This window comes from Corallococcus sicarius, from assembly GCF_003611735.1.
In the GTDB taxonomy this organism is placed as follows: Bacteria; Myxococcota; Myxococcia; order Myxococcales; family Myxococcaceae; genus Corallococcus; species Corallococcus sicarius.
In genome coordinates this window covers 1-17,777 of record NZ_RAWG01000198.1, presented here as the reverse complement: position 1 = coordinate 17,777, position 17,777 = coordinate 1, and the positions used below count along the sequence as shown (strand labels likewise).

General features: G+C 70.9%; 11 protein-coding genes and 1 pseudogene. 4 read left to right on the top strand and 8 right to left on the bottom strand.

Annotation, left to right across the window (positions count from 1 at the left end; all coding sequences use genetic code 11):
• The coding region (locus D7X12_RS26585) for a hypothetical protein (protein ID WP_341868243.1) at nucleotides 1-1,344 on the top strand (1,344 nt) is incomplete at its 5' end.
• A 24-nt stretch (nucleotides 1,345-1,368) separates the two neighbouring features.
• On the opposite strand, the gene D7X12_RS26580 is transcribed toward D7X12_RS26585, so the two are convergent.
• The 3 genes from D7X12_RS26580 to D7X12_RS26570 are packed head-to-tail and all read right to left on the bottom strand — an operon-like array spanning nucleotide 1,369 to nucleotide 3,391.
• Nucleotides 1,369-1,785, bottom strand: coding sequence for a type II toxin-antitoxin system VapC family toxin (locus D7X12_RS26580; protein WP_158620126.1), 417 nt, complete (start codon nucleotides 1,783-1,785; stop codon nucleotides 1,369-1,371).
• Nucleotides 1,778-2,200, bottom strand: coding sequence for a type II toxin-antitoxin system Phd/YefM family antitoxin (locus tag D7X12_RS26575; protein ID WP_158620125.1), 423 nt, complete (start codon nucleotides 2,198-2,200; stop codon nucleotides 1,778-1,780). Before D7X12_RS26575 ends, D7X12_RS26580 begins: the two co-directional genes overlap by 8 nt.
• A gap of 48 nt (nucleotides 2,201-2,248) precedes the next feature.
• Entirely contained in the window at nucleotides 2,249-3,391 is a 1,143-nt protein-coding gene (locus D7X12_RS26570) for a hypothetical protein (protein ID WP_120628080.1), read from the bottom strand.
• Between the two features lie 178 nt (nucleotides 3,392-3,569).
• Between D7X12_RS26570 and D7X12_RS26565 the strand changes: the two genes are divergently transcribed.
• Together D7X12_RS26565 and fliB are read left to right on the top strand one after the other, a co-directional pair.
• Nucleotides 3,570-7,406 carry a TIGR02266 family protein gene (locus tag D7X12_RS26565; RefSeq protein ID WP_120628079.1) on the top strand — a complete coding sequence of 1,279 codons (3,837 nt, stop codon included), beginning with the start codon at nucleotides 3,570-3,572 and terminating at the stop codon, nucleotides 7,404-7,406.
• A gap of 11 nt (nucleotides 7,407-7,417) precedes the next feature.
• The gene (gene fliB / locus D7X12_RS26560) at nucleotides 7,418-8,677 is read left to right on the top strand and encodes a flagellin lysine-N-methylase (protein WP_120628078.1); all 1,260 of its coding nucleotides are present in this window, start codon (nucleotides 7,418-7,420) and stop codon (nucleotides 8,675-8,677) included.
• A 7-nt stretch (nucleotides 8,678-8,684) separates the two neighbouring features.
• On the opposite strand, the pseudogene D7X12_RS26555 reads toward fliB, so the two are convergent.
• Nucleotides 8,685-9,248, bottom strand: a pseudogene (locus D7X12_RS26555) (DsbA family oxidoreductase); the annotation flags it as partial.
• Nucleotides 9,249-9,448: 200 nt separating this feature from the next.
• Between D7X12_RS26555 and D7X12_RS26550 the strand changes: the two are divergent.
• Nucleotides 9,449-11,479: a S9 family peptidase gene (locus D7X12_RS26550; protein ID WP_120628076.1), complete on the top strand. Its 2,031-nt coding sequence runs from the start codon at nucleotides 9,449-9,451 to the stop codon at nucleotides 11,477-11,479.
• Between the two features lie 10 nt (nucleotides 11,480-11,489).
• Here the strand turns inward: D7X12_RS26550 and D7X12_RS26545 are convergent, their stop codons facing one another.
• The 4 genes from D7X12_RS26545 to D7X12_RS26530 all read right to left on the bottom strand — a co-directional run.
• Nucleotides 11,490-11,765 (bottom strand): hypothetical protein, encoded by a 276-nt coding sequence (locus D7X12_RS26545; protein ID WP_120628075.1) that lies wholly within the window; start codon nucleotides 11,763-11,765, stop codon nucleotides 11,490-11,492.
• Nucleotides 11,766-11,855: 90 nt separating this feature from the next.
• Nucleotides 11,856-12,635 carry a DUF4142 domain-containing protein gene (locus D7X12_RS26540; RefSeq protein WP_120628074.1) on the bottom strand — a complete coding sequence of 260 codons (780 nt, stop codon included), beginning with the start codon at nucleotides 12,633-12,635 and terminating at the stop codon, nucleotides 11,856-11,858.
• A 277-nt stretch (nucleotides 12,636-12,912) separates the two neighbouring features.
• Entirely contained in the window at nucleotides 12,913-14,685 is a 1,773-nt protein-coding gene (locus D7X12_RS26535; protein ID WP_120628073.1) for a peptidase MA family metallohydrolase, read from the bottom strand.
• The coding region (locus D7X12_RS26530) for a DUF4175 family protein (protein WP_244224790.1) at nucleotides 14,682-17,777 on the bottom strand (3,096 nt) is incomplete at its 5' end. The genes D7X12_RS26535 and D7X12_RS26530, both read right to left, overlap by 4 nt.

Genomic DNA, 17,777 nt, shown 5'->3' with positions numbered 1-17,777 from the left:
GGGCTGCTGGGGCTGGGTGCAACGGCCTGCGGTGGTGCCTCGGCCTCGGAAGTCGAAGAGGGGGACGCCCGCGCGGAAGCCCAGGGCCCCGTCCCGACGCCGGCCCCCGAAGCGGCTGCTCCCTCGCCCGGTACCCAGGCGCCGACGCAGACTCCCGCGCCGGAAGCCCCGGCTCCCGACAAGGCCCCGGCCGTGAGCCCCTGGTCGCACGCGCTGGGCGGCCCGCAGGACGACACGGGCTCCGGGCTGGCGGTGGGGCGGGGTGGCGACGTGCTGTGGGTGACGTCCGGCACGCCTCGCTCGGACACGGACCGGGAGCAGGTGGAGGGTGAGCGGCGCGTGCTGACGCTGTCGCGCTACGCGGCGGACGGCAAGCGGGCGTGGGCGAAGGAGTTCGAGCGCAACCGCCTGACGGACCTGCGCGTGGCGGGCTCCACGGGCACGGACGGCGCGGTGTTCCTGTCCGGCAACGCGCCCCTGTACCCGGCGGACTTCGGGCTGGGCGAGGCGCAGGACGGCTTCCTGGTGAAGTTCTCCGCGGCCGGTGCGCCCGAGTGGCAGCGCCGCGTGGGGCAGAAGGTCTACGTGGTGGCGGCGGACGCGGCCGGCGGCGTGGTGGCCCTGGGCGAGGAGTGGACGCCGGAGGCCCACACGCCGCAGCTGGTGCGCTACGCGGCGGATGGCGCGGTGCGCTGGACGCAGACGTTCGAGGGCGCGGCGGAGGGCACGTCGCTCGCGGCGGTGGCGCTGTCGGCCACGGGCACGTCGGTGGTCGCGGGGCGGCTGGTGGGCCCGGTGACGGTGGACGGGCGCACGTTCGACGCGGAAGGGGCGGGCGGCTTCGTGGTGCTCGCGTTCGACGCGGACGGCGCGCTGACGTGGGGCCGCGAGGTGCCGGGCGTGAACGGCCGCGTGGGTTCGGTGTCGGTGGGCGCGGACGGCACGGTGGCGGTCGCGGGTGAAGCGGTGGGCCTGCTGGTGTGGGGCGAGACGACCCTCGATGAAGGCGGCCCGTTCGTGCTCACGGCGAGCGCGGCAGGGCAGGCGCAGTGGGCGAAGCAGCCCACGTGCGGTGCGACGTCGGTGGGCACGGTGGCCGCGGTGGAGTCCTCGGGCCCGGTGGCGGTCGCGTGCGGCAACACGCTGACGCGCTACGCGGCGGACGGGGCGCTCCTGGGTGCGCGGACGCTGGCGCCCGGGGCGTGCACCAGCGGGACGTGTTCGCTGGCGACGACGACGCTGGTGGCCACGCCGGACCAGGGGCTGGTGGTGTCGGGCTGGCAGCGCGACGGCGCGGGGGCCACCTGGAACCAGGATGCGTTCCTGCGGCTCGTGACGCCGTGATGTGAGGCGGGCATCGGGGCCGCGCTACCACGCGACCTCGATGCCTCCGGTGTCCCGGGCCCATTCAGTGATGGCGCTGTCGCGCGTGAGCAGCGGCAGGCCGAGCCTGCGGGCCGTCGCTACGATGAGCCGGTCGAAGGGGTCCCGATGCTCCCAGTCGAGTCGGGCCGCCTCCCGGACATCTGCTTCGCTCATGGGTTCGTGGACCAGCTCCGGGCGGGCAACGTCCGCCCACCATGCATCCAGTGTCGTGGGGAACCGCAGCCTGCCGCCCTGTGCCAGCAGCCACGTCTCCAGGACGACGGGCGCGGGCACCACGAGGTAGCCACGCCCCTGTTCGAAGGCCGTGAACGCGCGCTTCGCCTTCGGTCCGAGCTTCTGGAGCTGGTCTCCCGCGTAGAAGAGCAGGGCGTTCGTGTCGAGCACGTAGCCCTCACTCAAGGTCCAACGCCTCCGCCGAGGCCAGTGTCGAGCGCTGGAGTTGTTCGCTGGGACTTTCACCCGGCCCCTCCAGGTCACCCATGATGCGCAGGGAGCCGCGCAGCTTCGGCCGCGGCTTCCGCGAGGGGCGCGACTGGCGCTCCGCCTTCAGCAGGGCCTCCAGCCGCGCGGGCGCGATGAGGTAGGCCTTCAACTCATCGTGCACGGTGATGGCAGTCAGAGACCGCTGGGAGGCGGCTCGCTGTACGAGCGCGCTGAGCTGACTGCGCGCCTCGCTGAGCGGGATGCGCTGGATGGGCAGCGTTGCCTCCGATTCCTCGACGGGAACGGCCAGCGGCGAGGCCCGCTTGTGGGTGGAGGCGTGTCGTGCACTCGCGGGGCGGGGCGGCGTGCGCCTCCGGTGTTTGCTGGCCATGGTGTACAGATAATATGGACAGGTCCGACACACCATGCGGCCCGGGTGTCAGGCCGTGGCCGGGCCCAGCTTGAGGTCCTGGTTCAGCCCCGCGTCCTTGCGCACGCGCCAGATGTACTGGTCCAGGAAGTAGTGGTGCAGCGCGAAGCCCCAGATGAACCCTTCCATCAGGTCGCGCAGCGTGAGCCCCGCGCCGCCCAGCGCGACCTTCGTGTCGAACGCGCCGCAGCCTGGATGCAGGCCCATCCCGCAGCCGAACGCGCGGTACGTCAGCGTGAACGCGAGCCCGCAGAGCGCGTAGATGATGAACCGCTGGCTCACCTTCGGCGCCCAGCCGAACGCCGCGCGGTCCACTCCGTCCGCGTGGTAGCGGTTGCGGTGAAAGAACCAGACGATGCCGTGGTACTGCACGTTGTGGAACGCGGTCACCGCCACGGTGAACATCAGGAAGTCCATCCGCCGTGACACCGACGGCCAGAACACCAGCGACGTCAGCCCCAGCGCCGCGCCCAGCATCAACAGCTTCGGCCCGTTCACGCCCCGCCCCGTGCGCCACCGCCACACCTGCCGCGCCGCGAGCACCCCCACCACCGCGAGCACCAGCGCGAAGCACGCGTTCGCCACCGCTGCCTCCCATGCCGGCTCGCCCGTCAGGCCCAACCGGCGGCGCGCTCCCGGATGCGTCAGCGCGAACGCCACGAACGGCGCGAGCAGCCCCACGTACAACGTCAGGCTGTCCAGCCGCCGGTCCCAGGCGTCCCGCTCGCCGGCCTTGCGCTGGTAGAGCACCATGATGCCGTAGTGCTGCCGCACCACGTGCCAGTACGCCCAGAGCGCCGCAAACGTCACGAACACCCCGAACGGCCAGCGCTGCCCCGCGAGCACCGACACCCCGAACACCGCCGGCCCCGCGACGAACCAGCCCAGGCTGCCCCACAGCAGTCGGGCCCGCGTCCTGCGCTCGCGGGAGTCCAGGTACGTGCGCGACACCGTCGCGAACAGGTGCGGCCCGTCCAACAGCAGCACCCACGCCCACCACAGCGGCGGACCGCTCACGCCGCCCAGCACGTGCAGCGCCATCAGCGCCAGGCTCGCGCCCAGTCCTCCCACCGTGGAGAGCAGGTCGTGCCGTCGGTCCACCAGCCACCGGGCATGCAGGGGAACCGGAGCGAACTGGGGAACCGCGTTCATCAGGGCACTCCCGTCCGGCAGGCCCGGACTTCCTTGCTCAGGAATCGAAGTCCCAGGATAGCCGGGACATACAGGTAAGTGGCAGTCGCACCTGGGGTCCCGAAGGGATACCGGACGGCCGGACAAGGGACCAGAAGCCCCTTGAGGGAAAGGCCTTGGGCAGGGACAGTGCCGACCCATGGATCAAGGTCGGCGTACCACGGACCGCAAGTCGGTCGGTCTGTTGGTGAAGCTCAAGCATGAGTCCGTCGGGAGCTTCACGGAGGAGTTCGCCACCAACCTCAGCCCGGGGGGCATGTTCATCCGCTCGCGCACGCCGCAGCCGGTGGGCACGCCCGTGCGGTTCGAGGTGCAGATCGCCAACGGTGTGCGCGTGCTCCAGGGCAGCGCCACGGTGCGCTGGGTGCGCGAGGTGAACGACCCCGCCGGTCCGCCGGGCATGGGGTTGCAGTTCCAGGAGCTGGACACGGCGAGCCGCGCGCTCGTGGAGCTGATGCTCCAGCGCAAGCCGGCCGCGGTGGCTCCCGTGGCTCCGGTGTCGGCGCTGCCGTCCATTGCCCCGGTGGTCGCGCCCGTGGCCGCGGCCGCGCCGCCGCGTCCTGTCGCGCCGCCGCGCCCTGTCTCGCCTCCCGCCGCGCCGCCGCGTGCCCCGGTGCAGGCCTCCGGTGGGGTCGCGCTCGATTCGCTCTTCGATGACCTGGATGCGCCCGCGAGCCAAGCGCCCGCGGCGGACGAACCGTTCTCGTTCGGGACTCCAGATGAGCCGCTCTCGTTGGCGCCTCCGGAGGAGGACATCGGCCTGTCACTGGCGGACTCCTCCGACGACGACGTGGACATCCCGCTGGACGAGCTCATCGCGGGCACGCCGCCGCCCACGGTGCCGGGCGTGCTGGAGGACGGTGACGAGCCCCTGCCCGGGCTCGACTTCGAGTTCGAGACGCCCCTTTCGGATGCGCCCATCGCGATGGGTGAGGTGCTCGATGAAGCGCCCATCGAGGTGGGGTTCACGGTGGAGGACGAACCCGCTTCGGCCTCCGGTGACGCCGGCGGGTTCGAACTGGACATGTCCGATGCCTTCGAGCCCGCGCCGCCGCCGCCGCGCGTCGCATCGGCAGCTCCCGCGCAGTACACCGCACCGCCGCCTCCGCCTCCGATGCAGAGCTCTGGTGGCAGCACCGAGTTCGACTTCGACCTGTCCATGGACGACGGCCCGCTGGAACTGGCGCGCGAGCCTGCGTCCTCGCCGGGACGTCACCGGCCCCTGCCACTGTCGCGTGAGCCCACGTCGTCCGTGGGCCGCCCCGGAGCGCCGGGATTGTCGCGTGAGCCCACGTCATCGACCGGTCGTGCCGGAGCACCCGGACTGTCGCGTGAGCCCACGTCATCGACCGGCCGTGCCGCGCCGGGCCTGTCGCGCGAGCCCGGTTCCGCGGCGGGACGTGCCGGAGCCCCCGGGCTGTCGAATGAGCCGGTGTCGTCCGTGGGCCGTCCTGGAGCACCGGGGCTGTCGCGTGAGCCTGCGTCGTCCGTCGGTCGTCCCGGAGTGCCTGGGTTGTCGCAAGAGCCCGGGTCGGCCGCTGGCCGTCCTGGAGCGCCGGGTCTGTCTCGGGAGCCCGGGTCTGCAGCCGGTCGTCCTGGAGCGCCGGGTCTGTCTCGGGAGCCCGGGTCGGCAGCCGGTCGTCCCGGAGCGCCGGGGTTGTCGAATGAGCCGGTGTCATCCGTCGGCCGTCCCGGCGCGCCCGGCCTGTCGCGCGAGCCTACGTCGTCCGTCGGTCGTCCCGGAGCGCCAGGGCTGTCGCAAGAGCCCGGATCCGCAGCCGGTCGCGCTGGTGCCCCGGGTCTGTCGCGCGAGCCTGCATCATCCGTCGGTCGCCCTGGCGCACCCGGCCTGTCGCGCGAGCCTGCGTCGTCCGTCGGTCGTCCCGGCGCGCCCGGCTTGTCGCAAGAGCCCGGATCCGCGGCCGGTCGTCCCGGAGCACCGGGCCTGTCGCGTGAGCCCGTGTCCACGACGGGCCGCTCCATCGCGCCGCCCGTGCAGCCCATGTCTCCGCCGCCGGCGCCTCGGCCCTCCGGCGGCTCTGCTGAGTTCGACTTCGACCTGTCCATGGATGAAGGGCCGCTGGAGTTGATGCGCGAGCCCACGTCCTCACCAGGACGTTCCCCCGCACGGCCCGCCGCGCCGCCGCCGCCCCCTCCGCCGAGCCAGGTCCTTCCGCCGTCGGTGCGTCAGGCTCCGGCGGTCCCCGTCGCTCCGAGCGCCCCCGCGATGCTGGCGCCCGCCGCCGTGCCGCAGGCCCCCGCCGCGCCTCCCGCGCTGGACGCCAACGGCCAGGTGCGCCCCATCTACCTCACGCCGCCGCAGACGCTCTCCGGTACGGGGCCCGTCATCGGCATCGACCTGGGCACCACCAACTCCTGCGTGGCGCTGCTGTCCAACGGCCGGCCCATCGTGCTGCGCTCGCGCGAGGGCTACAACACCATCCCCTCCGTCATCTCGCTGAACGCGCAGAACAAGCTGCTCGTCAGCCACCGCGCGAAGAACCAGCTCGTCCTGCGCCCCACGCACACCATCTACGGCGCCAAGCGTCTGGTGGGCCGTCCCTACGACAGCGCCGTGGTGAAGCAGGTGCGCGAGCGCTTCCACTACGAGATCACCCCCGACGCCGCCGGCCGCGCCGCGGTGCGCCTGGGCAATGACGTGCTGTCGCTGGAAGAGGTGCAGGGCATCATCCTGCGCGAGTGCAAGGAGATGGCCGAAACCCACCTCAACCAGAAGGTGGAGCGCGCCGTGGTGACGGTGCCGGCCTACTACTCCGAACCCCAGCGTGAAGCCGTCCGCAAGGCGGGCACCATGGCCGGCCTCAAGGTGGAGCGCATCCTCAACGAGCCCACCTCCGCCGCGCTCGCGTACGGCCTCAACCGCGAACTCAACAAGAAGGTCCTCGTCTACGACCTGGGCGGCGGCACCTTCGACGCGACCATCCTGCGCATCGAGAAGAACGTCTTCGAGGTGCTCGGCACCGGCGGCGACATCTTCCTGGGCGGCATCGACTTCGACAACCTCATCGTCGACTTCCTCCTGGAGCGCTTCCAGGAGAAGGAAGGCATCGCGTTCAGCGGAGACGGCATCGCCCTCTCCCGCGTGGGCGACGCCGCGGAGCGCGCGAAGATGGCGCTCTCCGAGCGCAGCACCTTCGAGGTCCACATCCCCATGTTGATGATGGACGACGGGGGCCGTCCCCGGGACTTGCGCGTGATGATGTCGCGCCAGGACCTGGAGAAGATCTGCGACCCGCTGCTCAACCGCACCATCGACGTGGTGCGTGACGTGCTCCTGGACTCCAAGCTGCGCGCCGCGGACGTGGACGACATCATCCTCGTGGGTGGCATGAGCCGCATGCCGCTGGTGCGCGACAAGCTCAAGGGCCTGTTCGGCAAGAACGCGCAGGCGAGCGTCAACGCGGACGAGGCGGTGGCGCTGGGCGCGGCGCTGTACTCGGGCTCGGTGGACAAGGTGAGCAGCGTGGTGCTCATCGACGTGCTGCCCATGACCATCGGCGTGGCCATGCCCGGCGGCGGCTTCAAGCGCGTCATCGAGCGCAACAGCCCGCTGCCCGCGCAGCGCTCCTTCGCCATCAGCACGTCGCAGGACAACGAAGAGCGGATGGAGCTGTCCATCTTCCAGGGCGAGGACAACCACATCTCCGCCAACGAGTACCTGGGCACCGTGCGCGTGGAAGGCCTGCCCAAGGGGCCCAAGGGCTCCGTGCGCGTGGCCGTCACCCTCAAGCTCGACTCGGAATGCGTGCTGCACGTGGAGGCGCGCGAGTACTCGACGCGCAAGGAGGTGAAGGCCACGCTCGCCACGCGCTACTCGCCCGAGGAGCTCCAGAAGCAGCTCCATGTGAGCAAGGAGGCCGTGAGCGCCGCCGAGGAGCGCCGGGGCGCCGACCTCAAGGACCGCGCGGGCCGCTTCTGGGGGTTCGTGAAGAAGGCCCTGGGCCGGGCGAAGTAGGCTCCCCGCCCATGACCGCCTCCGCCCCCCGCTACATGGCGCGCTTCCGGTGCATCGCGGAGGCGTGCGAGGACACCTGCTGCGCGGGGCTCACGGTGCCCATCAGCGAGTCACGCTGGAGCCTGCTGCGCCAGCGGGTTGCGGGCGGTCCGGACGAGGCGCGCGTCGCAGCCCTCATCACCCCGAACCCGGACGACACCACGGGCTCGCAGGCGGGCATCCTGGGCAAGCGCGCGGATGGACACTGCGCCTTCCTGGATGAAGCGAAGCTGTGCTCGCTCCAGCGGAAACACGGCGAAGCGGTGCTGCCGGATGGTTGCTCCGTCTTCCCCCGCGTGCTGACGCGCTGGGGCGCGCGCGTGGAGATGGCCGGGTCGCTCGCGTGTCCGGAGACGGCGCGCCTGTGCCTGCTCGCGGACGACGCGCTGGTGCTCGAGCCCGTGGATGAAGCGCAGGCCCTGCGTCCCCAACTGGCGCGGCAGGTGGCCTCTGGCGACGACGCGTGGACCGCCCATGCGGACACCGTGCGCGAGGCGATGCTGCGGTTGCTCGCGCGGCGCGAGGTGCCGTTCTCCACGCGGCTGTATGCCCTGGGCCGGATGGCGCTGGACCTGGGCGACTTCTACTTCCCGGGGACGACGGCGTTCGCGGAGGAGGCCCAGGCCACGGAGCGGCTCACAGGCATCCTGCGACAGTGCGACGCAACGGACGCGCTGGAGGCCCTGCGCGGGCAGCTCGAAGCGCTGGAGCTGCCCGGAGGACCCTGGGCCGGCATCTGCGCCGCCGTGCTCCGCTCCCGCGAGGCCCACGTCACAAGCCCTCGCTTCCTCTCGCTCATGTGCGACGTGCGAGCGGCCTACGGTGGCGCGGACACCTCCCCGGACGATGCGTGGCGACTGCACGTCACCCGGCGCGCGGCCCTGGAGTCCCTGCACGGGGAGCGCGTGCAGCAGTACTTCCTGCACCACGCGCTCAACCACGTCCTGCGCCACCCGTTCACCGAGGCCTCAAGCCTCCTGCGCGCGGTGTTCTTCCTCGTGCTGCGCGCCTCCGTGGTGCGCTGGGTGCTGCTCGGGCACCCGGCGGTGGTGGCGCTGCTCGACAGCCCCGGCACGCCCGTCGCGACCCTGGACGCCGCCGCCGTGGAGTGCTTCCAACTCGTCGCGAAGCACGTCGAACAGGCGCCCCAGTTCCTGGAGTTCGCGCAAGGGCTGGCCGGCGAAGGTCCGGAGACCTTCGCGCGGCTGCTCATCCTCGTGAAGGGGCTGTAGCCCTTCGTCAGCCCGGGCCCTTCGGCTTCGCGCCCAGTTGCTCCATGGCCCGCTTGAACGCCGGGTACTCCTGGGCGCCCTGGATGGCCAGCTTCTCTCCGAGGACGAACGTGGGCACCGCGCGGATGCCCATCTCCTGGGCCTCGCGCACCGCCTCCTCCACGACCTGCCGGTAGCGGCCCTCTTCCACCGCGCGCTGGAGGGCGTCCGGATCCAACCCGGCCTCCTCGCCCGCGGCCCGCAGCGTGCTCCACTGCCAGAGGTCCTGCCCTTCACTCCAGTAGCGCCGCAGGATGGCGGCCTGGAAGGGCTCCAGCCTGCCCTGGGCGCGCGCGTACTCCGCCGCCTCGTGCGCCCGGCGCGTGGACGGGATGATGTCCCGCTGCACCATCGTCAGCCCGGCCGCGGCGGCGCGGAGCTTGAGCGGGTTGTTGGGGTTCTTCATCCCCTCGCGCACGTAGTCGGGCAACGGCAGCCCTTCCGGAGGCGTCTCCGGGCGCAGGAAGTAGGGGTGCCACTCCACCTGGACGTCGTATTCCTTCTTCAGCTTCTCGACCTCACCGAGGCCGACGTAACACCAGGGTCAAACGAAGTCGGACCAGACGTGGACGACGATGGGTGCGTTCATGCCCCTGTCTCTAGCACCGCGCGTCAGGGCCTTCCACCCCATCGAGCCCAGGCGACCCCAGGCGCCGCGGCGGGAATCCAGCGGTGGACAGAGCCCTTTCGTGCGGGCACGGTCCGGCTCCCCTTTCTCCAGGAGCACCCACCGTGTCCTTGTCGCTTCTCGCGGCGCTGGCCCTCGGCGCTGGCCCCGCGCCCGCCCCCCGGCCGTTCAACCAGCAGGACCTGGTCACGATGCGCCGGGTCAACGCCCCGCGCGTGTCACCCGACGGCCGTCAGGTCGCCTTCGTCCTGCGCTCCACCGACCTGGAGGCGAACCGCGGTCGCACCGACCTGTGGCTCGTCAACCTGGACGGAACGAACCTGCGCCAGCTCACCGCGCACGCGGACAACGACGCGGAGCCGGTGTGGGCCCCCGACGGCAAGGGCCTCTTCTTCCTGTCCTCGCGCGGCGGCTCCTCCCAGGTGTGGCGCCTGCCCGTGGACGGCGGTGAGCCACAGGCCGTCACGAAGCTGCCGCTCGACGTGGGCAGCTTCGCGCTGTCCCGCGACGGCCAGCAGCTCGCCGTGTCCATGGACGTGTTCCCCGACTGCGGCACGCTCACCTGCAACACCCAGCGCAACGAGGCCGCGCAGAAGAAGAAGAACACCGGCCTCGCGTATGATCAGCTCTTCGTCCGCCACTGGGACACCTGGAAGGACGGCACGCGCTCGCACCTGTTCGTCGTCCCCGTGGCCGGCGGCACGCCCGTGGACGTGATGAAGGGCATGAACGCGGACGCGCCGAGCAAGCCCTTTGGCGGCGCGGAGGAGTTCACCTTCACCCCGGACGGCAAGAGCCTGGTGTTCGCCGCGCGCGACGCGGGCCGCGAGGAGGCGTGGTCCACCGACCTGGACCTCTTCGTGTCGCCCATCGACGGCAAGACGAAGCCGCGCAAGCTCACCGAGAAGAACCGCGCCACCGACACGAGCCCCGTGTTCAGCCCGGACGGCAAGACGCTCGCGTACGTGGCCATGTCGCGTCCCGGCTACGAGGCGGACCGCTTCCGCGTCATCCTCCGCGCATGGCCGGGCGGCCAGGAGCGCGTGCTCGCCGAGGACTGGGACCACTCCGCCGGCTCGCTCGCGTGGAGCCCGGACAGCGCCACCCTCTTCACCACCGCCGGGGCCGTGGGCCAGAACCCCGTGTTCGCGCTGGACGTGGCGTCCGGCAAGGCGCGCCGCCTCACGCAGGCCGGCAACATGGAGGGCGCGCAGCCCGCGGCGGACGGGCAGATTGTGTATGCGATGGATGACCTGGACTCGCCCGCGGACCTCTGGGCCGCGAAGGCGGACGGCACCGGCGCGCGCCAGCTCACGCAGATGAACAAGGAGGCGCTCGCGGGCCTCAAGTTCGGCGCCTTCGAACAGTTCGACTTCAAGGGCTGGAACAACGAGACCGTGCGCGCCTTCGTCGTGAAGCCGGTGGACTTCGACCCCAAGCGCCAGTACCCGCTCGCCTTCCTCATCCACGGCGGGCCGCAGGGCAGCTTCGGCAACCACTTCCACTACCGATGGAACCCGCAGGTGTACGCGGGCCGCGGCTACGTGTCCGTGATGGTCGACTTCCACGGCTCCACCGGCTACGGCCAGGCCTTCACCGACTCCATCCGCGGGGACTGGGGCGGCAAGCCGCTGGTGGACCTGCAGAAGGGCCTGGAGGCCTCGCTCCAGCGCTACCCCTTCATCCACAAGCAGAAGCGGTGCGCGCTGGGCGGCAGCTACGGCGGGTACATGATCAACTGGATCGCCGGCAACTGGCCGGACGGCTTCCAGTGCCTCGTGAACCACGACGGCATCCTGGACGAGCGCATGGCCTACTTCGACACCGAGGAGGTCTGGTTCCCCGAGTGGGACCACGAAGGCACGCCGTGGCAGAACCCGCAGTCCTACGCGAAGCAAAACCCGGTGGACCACGTGGCGAAGTGGAAGACGCCCATGCTCGTCGTCCACGGCGGCAAGGACTACCGCGTGGTGGAGACGCAGGGCATGGCCACCTTCACCGCGCTCCAGCGCCGCGGCATCCCGTCACGCTTCCTCTACTTCCCGGACGAGAACCACTGGGTGCTCAAGCCCCAGAACAGCCTCCAGTGGCACGACGAGGTCCTGGGCTGGCTGGACCGCTGGACGCGCAAGTAGCGCGCGGCGCCTAGGGAATGCCGAAGCAGTCGTCGATGCAGAAGGAGAGGACTTCCGCGCAGGTGCGGTCGACGATGCACTCCGAGCATTCCACCGTGCGCGCGCGCCGGTTGTCCTGCTCGCTCTCCTTCTCCTCCTCCCAGGCGTTGATCTTGTCGGCGCACTTGCCGGTGTCCAGGTCGGAGTCGAAGCACTCCTGGCGGCGGTCACAAATGGCGTCGGCGCTGTTGGAGCAGCCGACGAGCAGGACGGCGAGGCAGGACGTCAGGGCAATCAGTCGGGACATGGCCCGGCACTATGCATAAAAGCGGCGCCTCCCGGAATGCCCTTCGGGAGGCGCCTCGCTTCACTGCTCCGCATGAGGTGGCGCAGCGGATTACTTCGTCTTGGTTGAACCGCCGGTGGTGCCGGTGGCGCCGCCCATGCTGCCGCTGCCCGTGGTGCCGCTCGGGGGGGGGCCGTGCTTCATGGAGCCGTGGTCCATGGAGCCGCCCTGCATGCCAGCGCCGGAGCCGCCCACGCCCATGGCGTCATCCACCTTGCCGAGCGTCTGGTAGGCCATGTCGCGGTGCTTGGGCAGCTCCTGGGTGAGCGTGGTGATCATGGTGGCCATCTCGCCCGTGGCGTTCATGCCGTGCTGGGCGGCCATCACCTTGCCGATGGCCATGTCGTGCGCGGCCACCTGGCCGGCCATGTAACTGGAGTCGAACGGCGAGCCCTTGAGAACTTCGAGCTTCGCGATTTCGGCCTTGGTCGCCGCCATCGCCTTGCGCTCCATCTCGTCCACGGGCTTCGGCTCCGCCAGCTTCAGCTTCTTGGTCGTGGCATAGGTCATGACCTTCTGGTCGGCGTCCGTGTGCATCTTGATCATGCTCTCCGCGTAGCTCTTCACGTCCGGGTTCTGCGAGTTCTTCTGGGCCAGCTGCGCCTGGAGGATCTCCGTCTGGTTGATGTGGTGGAGGCGCTCCAGGAAGGCCTTCTCGTCCGTGGGGACCATGAAGCCCTTGAACTCGGCCATGCCCTTCATGGCGGCGGGCTTCGTCGAGCCCGAGGCTCCGGGAGGCGGGGGGGTGGGGGACGTGGCGCTCTGGGCCAGTGAGACACCACCCGCGAAGAGGGCCGCGGCGAGGGTGACTCCGTGCAGGGTGCGCTTCATGGTGCTGCTCCTTTTCAAGGCCTCGGGAGTGAGGCGGGACAAAGCCGTGGAACCCGGAGGACCGGGTCCGCGCGGCGCAAGTTGGAGCAGGGCGCGACGCGGAACCCAGCGGGTCGGAAGGCGGACGTGCGCCAATTCACGTTGTGTCGGAGGACGGGTGCGGCAGTGGACAGCGCCACTGACCCTGGGCCCGGGTGGAGGCGTTCAGTGCCGCACGGAACGCACTCGACACGCGGGAGCCCGCGCCTTGCTTCAGGCGGGTCGCCAGCTGAGGGGGCTACTTCGCGGGCTTCGGGGCCGGCTTTGATTCAGGCTTCGGTGCCGGCTTCGGCGCATCCGGAGAGCTGGGGGGGACGTTCGTCTCCGACAGCTCGCCTTCCGCGCGCAGGAAGGCCTGGGCGGCGCGGTCCACGTCCTCGGGCTTGAGGCCGGTGAGGCTGGCGGCGGCCCCCCGCGTGCGCGTGGCGAGCGCCGTCTCACCCAGCGCCCCGTGGATGCGGGTGAGGGCCAGGTGGATCTCCGGGTCGAACGGGTCGGAGGCCAGCGCCTCCAGGTAGGCCGTCTTCGCCTTCGGGTAGTCCTTGCGGAACAGCAGGATGCGGCCCAGGTGGACGTTGGTGGAGGGCGAGCCCGGGTGCATGCGCAGCGAGCCGCGCAGCACGGACTCCGCCTCGTCCAGCCGGCGCAGCTCCAGGAGCGCGAGCGCGAACTTGTTGGACACCGACTCGTACTTGTCGCCCACCAGCTTGTGCGCCCGCGCGTACTCCTCCGCGGCGGCCTTCACCCGGTTGCGCTCGCGCAACAGCTCCCCCAGGTGCGCGAACTTGCGCGCGGGGACCTCGGTGACCTCCGCGAAGTCGCCGAAGGAGATCTCCCGCCCCTTCTTCTCCGTGTCCTTCTGCGCGCCCTTGGCGTCCTCCATGAGCACCACGCGGTCGTCGCGCGGCACCAGCTCCTGGGGGAAGGGCTGCTTCTTCACGTACGACAGCCACGTCTTCTCGAAGAGGGGGAAGGGCATGCCCGTCGCCGCCTCCACCGCCTTCTTGTCCGTCTGCCCCGCCTTCAGCACCTGGAGCACCGTGCGCAGCCCCTGCGTGCCCTTGGTGCCGTGGATGTAGTCGATGGCGTAGAACACCTCCGCGAACGCGGTGGCCGCGTCCTCCGCCGTGGGCAGCATGGCGATGGAGGGGTGCATCTTCTCGAAGGGGATGAGCTTGTCCTCCTTCACGCGCTTGCCCAGCAGGGCCTGCGTGGAGGGCGTCATCGCGAGGCCGCCCTTGCCGCGCCAGCGCGACTCCATGAACTTGGCGATGCCTTCATGCAGCCAGATGGGCACGGTGTTGTGGCTCATCTGGCTGACCACCAGGTGCACGTACTCGTGCGCCAGCGTGTCCTGCCAGTCGTAGCCCTGCGCCACGGCCTTGGGGCTCGTCACCATCAGCTTGTTGAACTTGCAGATGGCGATGGTGCCCGTGGTGCGGATCTGCTTCTCCGTGAGCGTGCTCACCTTGGACAATTCACGCGCGTTGTTCACCACCTCCACGCGCACCTTGCCCGGCGGGGTCCAGCCCAGGTCTTCCTTGAGCGCGCGGTGGATGGCCTCCAGCGTCTCCAGCGCGTAGGGGACCAGCACCTCCTCCTTGCCCTTGGGGAAGAAGAAGATGAAGTGTTCGCTCTCCGCGCGCTGGTGGTCCTTGGTGATGGTGCGCGTGTCCTTGGCCAGCCGCAGGTAGCTGCCCGGCTTGTCCTCGATGTTCGCGCCCTCGAGCAGCGTCACCGCGTCGTCGTACTGGCCCTCTTCGAAGGCCACGCGGCCCTGGAAGTACTTCAGGGGCTCCAGCTCGGACGGGACGCGCTTCTCCACCTCGGCCAGCTCGCGCCGGGCGCTGACCACGTCCCAGTCATCCAGCGACTGCTCCACCCGGCCCAGCCGCGTCTTCACGTCCTCCTTGAGGGAGGGGTCGGTCGGCTGCGCGTAAGCGGCGGGGACGATGAGGACGAGGGAGAGGAGGGCGCAGAGGGCGCCCAGGGTGTGCGTGCGGTGGCTCACTTCACCAGCTCCTCGTAGTAGCGCTTCACCTGCTCGCGGTACTTCTCCGGCGCGCCCTGCTTCATCGCGTCGAGCAGGTCCTTGCGGAACTCGCGCGGTGCCTGGAAGGCGTCTTCGTCCGGCAGCTCCACCTTGTCCTGCGGGTTGCGGCCGTTGCCCTCCTGGCGGCGGCCGGAGCCCATGGGCATGGGCAGGCCGCGGCCCTGCTTGCGGCCCTGCTGGCTCTGCTGCATCTGCTGCTGGAACTGCTTGAGGCCTTCCATGGCCGCCTGCTGTTCGCCGTAGCCGCGGCCCGGGTCCTTGCCCTGCATGCGCTGCGACGCCTCACCCATGCGCTGGCCAATCTCATCCATCTGCTGGCCGGCCTCCTCGCCGAACAGCGGCGCCGTCTGCTCCATGTCCTCCATCTGCTGACGCAGGCCCTGCGCGCGCTGCTCCAGCTGCTGCTGGCGCTGGCCCAGCTGCTGGAGCTGCTGCTTCTCGGCCTGGGACAGCTGCGAGCCCGGCGGCGGGAAGAGGGACTGGAGCTGCTGGCTCACGTCGGACACGTCGCGCGCGTCCTTCTTGAGCCGCTCCGCGAGCTGCGCGGACTGCTGGCGCACTTCGGGCGGGTTGCCGAACATCTCATCCAGCTGGCGCTGCTGCTCGCCCATGCTGGACAGCTGGCGGGCCGCGTCCTCGGCGCGAGCGGCGGACTCGGCGGCGAGGTCGAAGTCGTCCACCTTGAGCGCCTCCTCCACGTTGCGCAGCTCGGACTGGGCCTCTTCCAGGGGGCGGGCCGCGCGGCTGTTGAGCCGGGCCGGATCCAGCTTCTGGTAGTTCTCCTGCACCTGCTTCACCTTGCGCTGAAGCTCGTCCTTGAGGGCCTGGCCCTTCTCCTTGAGCCGGTCGCGGTTCTGGTTGCGGGCCTGGTCGCGCAGGGCGCGCGTCTGCTCGGCGACCTTCTGCTGTTCGTCCATGGTGCCCTTCAGGTCGTCCATGAACTTGCCGAACTTCTCCGCCAGCTCCGGGTACTGCTCGGCGCCGAAGTCCTCCTGGGACTTGTCCATGGACTCGAGCATCTCGTCCATCTGCATGCCCAGCTCCTGGAGCTTCGCCAGGGCCTCGTCCGCCTTGCCCTCCTGCATCAGGCGCTCCACCTCATCCATGGCGCCCTGCATGTCCTCCTGCTGCATCATCTCCGACAGCGCCTCCGCGTTGAGGTGCTCGTCGCGGATGCCCTTGCGCAGCTCCGCCATGCGCTGCATCAGCTCCTGGATGCGCGCCTTGAGCTGTTGGATCTGCTGCATCACCTGCTCGCGCGCGGACTCGTCCGGGTTGGCCTTGTACTGTTCGATGAGGCGCGACAGGTCGCGGCGGTCGTTGGCGAGCTGCTTCGTCAGCTCCTGCAGCGCCTCCAGCTTCTGCCGGTCCAGGAGCGACTCCAGGTAGAGGATGTCGCGCTCCAGGCCTTCAATCTCGTCGTCCACCACGGCGGTGAGCCGGGTGCCGGTGCCCCAGTCCTCGCCGCGCGCGCGCTGGGTGCGCAGGTAGAGGCGGCGGAAGTCGGAGGTGGTGCTCACGCTGCGCTTGAGTTCGCCGCCGATGTTCAGGAGCGCGGAGACGATCTCCTTGGGCACGTCCTTCTCCCGCGACAGCTCCTGGCCCTGCTCGCGGAAGTCGTCGGAGAGCTGCTGGCCGCTGGTGTCCACGGTCCGCGCGGCCTCCACCGCCTGCGCGTCCTTCTGCTTCGCGCGGTCGGGGCCCTCCAGCCGCTCCGCCAGGTGGTCCACGAGCCGGCCCCACAGGGCCTCGGCCTTCTCCAGGGCGGCGCGGCGGTGTTCGGCGGCGCTGTACACGCGCAGGGTCTGCGTGCGGCTGACGCCCTTCTTCGGGCCCTCCACCGCGTCGTTGTCCTTCGCCTCCACGTAGTAGGTGATGCGGTCGCCGGGGGCGGGCTTGAGCGGGCCCAGGTCCCAGGTGTACGTGCCCCGGCTGCGGCGGCTGTCCTCGCGCGGCAGGTTCACGCGCGTCTCCTGCTTCGCGCCGGGCGTGCGGAACACCAGCGACAGGCCGGACAGGCCATAGTCGTCGGTGGCCTCGAACTTGAGCGTCACCGTCTGGGCGGGGTCGACTTCAATCTCGGAGGACGGCGTGAGCAGCGTCACCTGGGGCGCCTTGTCCGCCTCCACGGTGAGCGGGATGTCCGGGCCCACCACGAGCGCCTTCGAGCGCGAGCCGTAGAAGACGAAGTGGTAGTGGCCGCCCTGCTTCGCGATGAAGCTGCCGGCCAGGTCGCGTCCGCCCGTCACGGTGAGCGGCAGCACCTGGTCGTTGACGACGAGCTCCGCGCGCTCGATGGGGCGGTCCGAGCGCGTCTTCAGCACGACCTCGGTGCCGGACGGCGCGCTCACCTCGCCGTTGGTGCCCGGCACGGTGCGCGGCGCGAGCCCCGTGTACGCGGGGTAGCGGTACGTCAGCTCAATGTCGCCGGTGATGGGCTCCGCCTGCGCGGCCGTCTCCGGGCGCGCGGCCTGCTCACGCAGGTGCTTCCAGCCCGCCGCCCACTGCCCGCCCGCGAAGAACATCAGCAGGGCGAGCGCCAGCACCGCGCCGCCGCACGCCAGCGCCACGCGGCGCAGGGGCTGGCCGTCCACGACGAGCCGCGGGTCCACCGTGCGGGCGCGGTCGTCCATCTGCTGGAGGAACGCGTCCGCGAGCTGGGGGGACCAGCCTGCGTCCTCGCGGCGCTCGTGCGACAGCTCCACCGCCGCGAGCACGTCCAGGGACAGCTCCGGCCGGCGCTGGCCCACGAGCCGGGCGGTGCGCAGGTCGTCCCCCACCTGGCGGCGGGCGAGCACGATGCCGAAGAAGCAGGCCACCGCCGCGCCCACCGGCACGGCGAGCCACTGGAGTGCCTGGGCGAGGCCTGGGGCCGCCCGGCCGAGGAGGCCCGTGGCGACGAGGAGCACGAGCGCGGCGACGGTGCCGAGCAGGGCGCCCTGGGCCCACAGCTGGCGGCGCTGGCGGGTGCGAACGCTGGCGAGCAGGTCCGCCACCCCGCGGGCGCGCGCTTCGCGCCGGGCCTGGGGAGGCGGGGCCGGAGGAGGCGG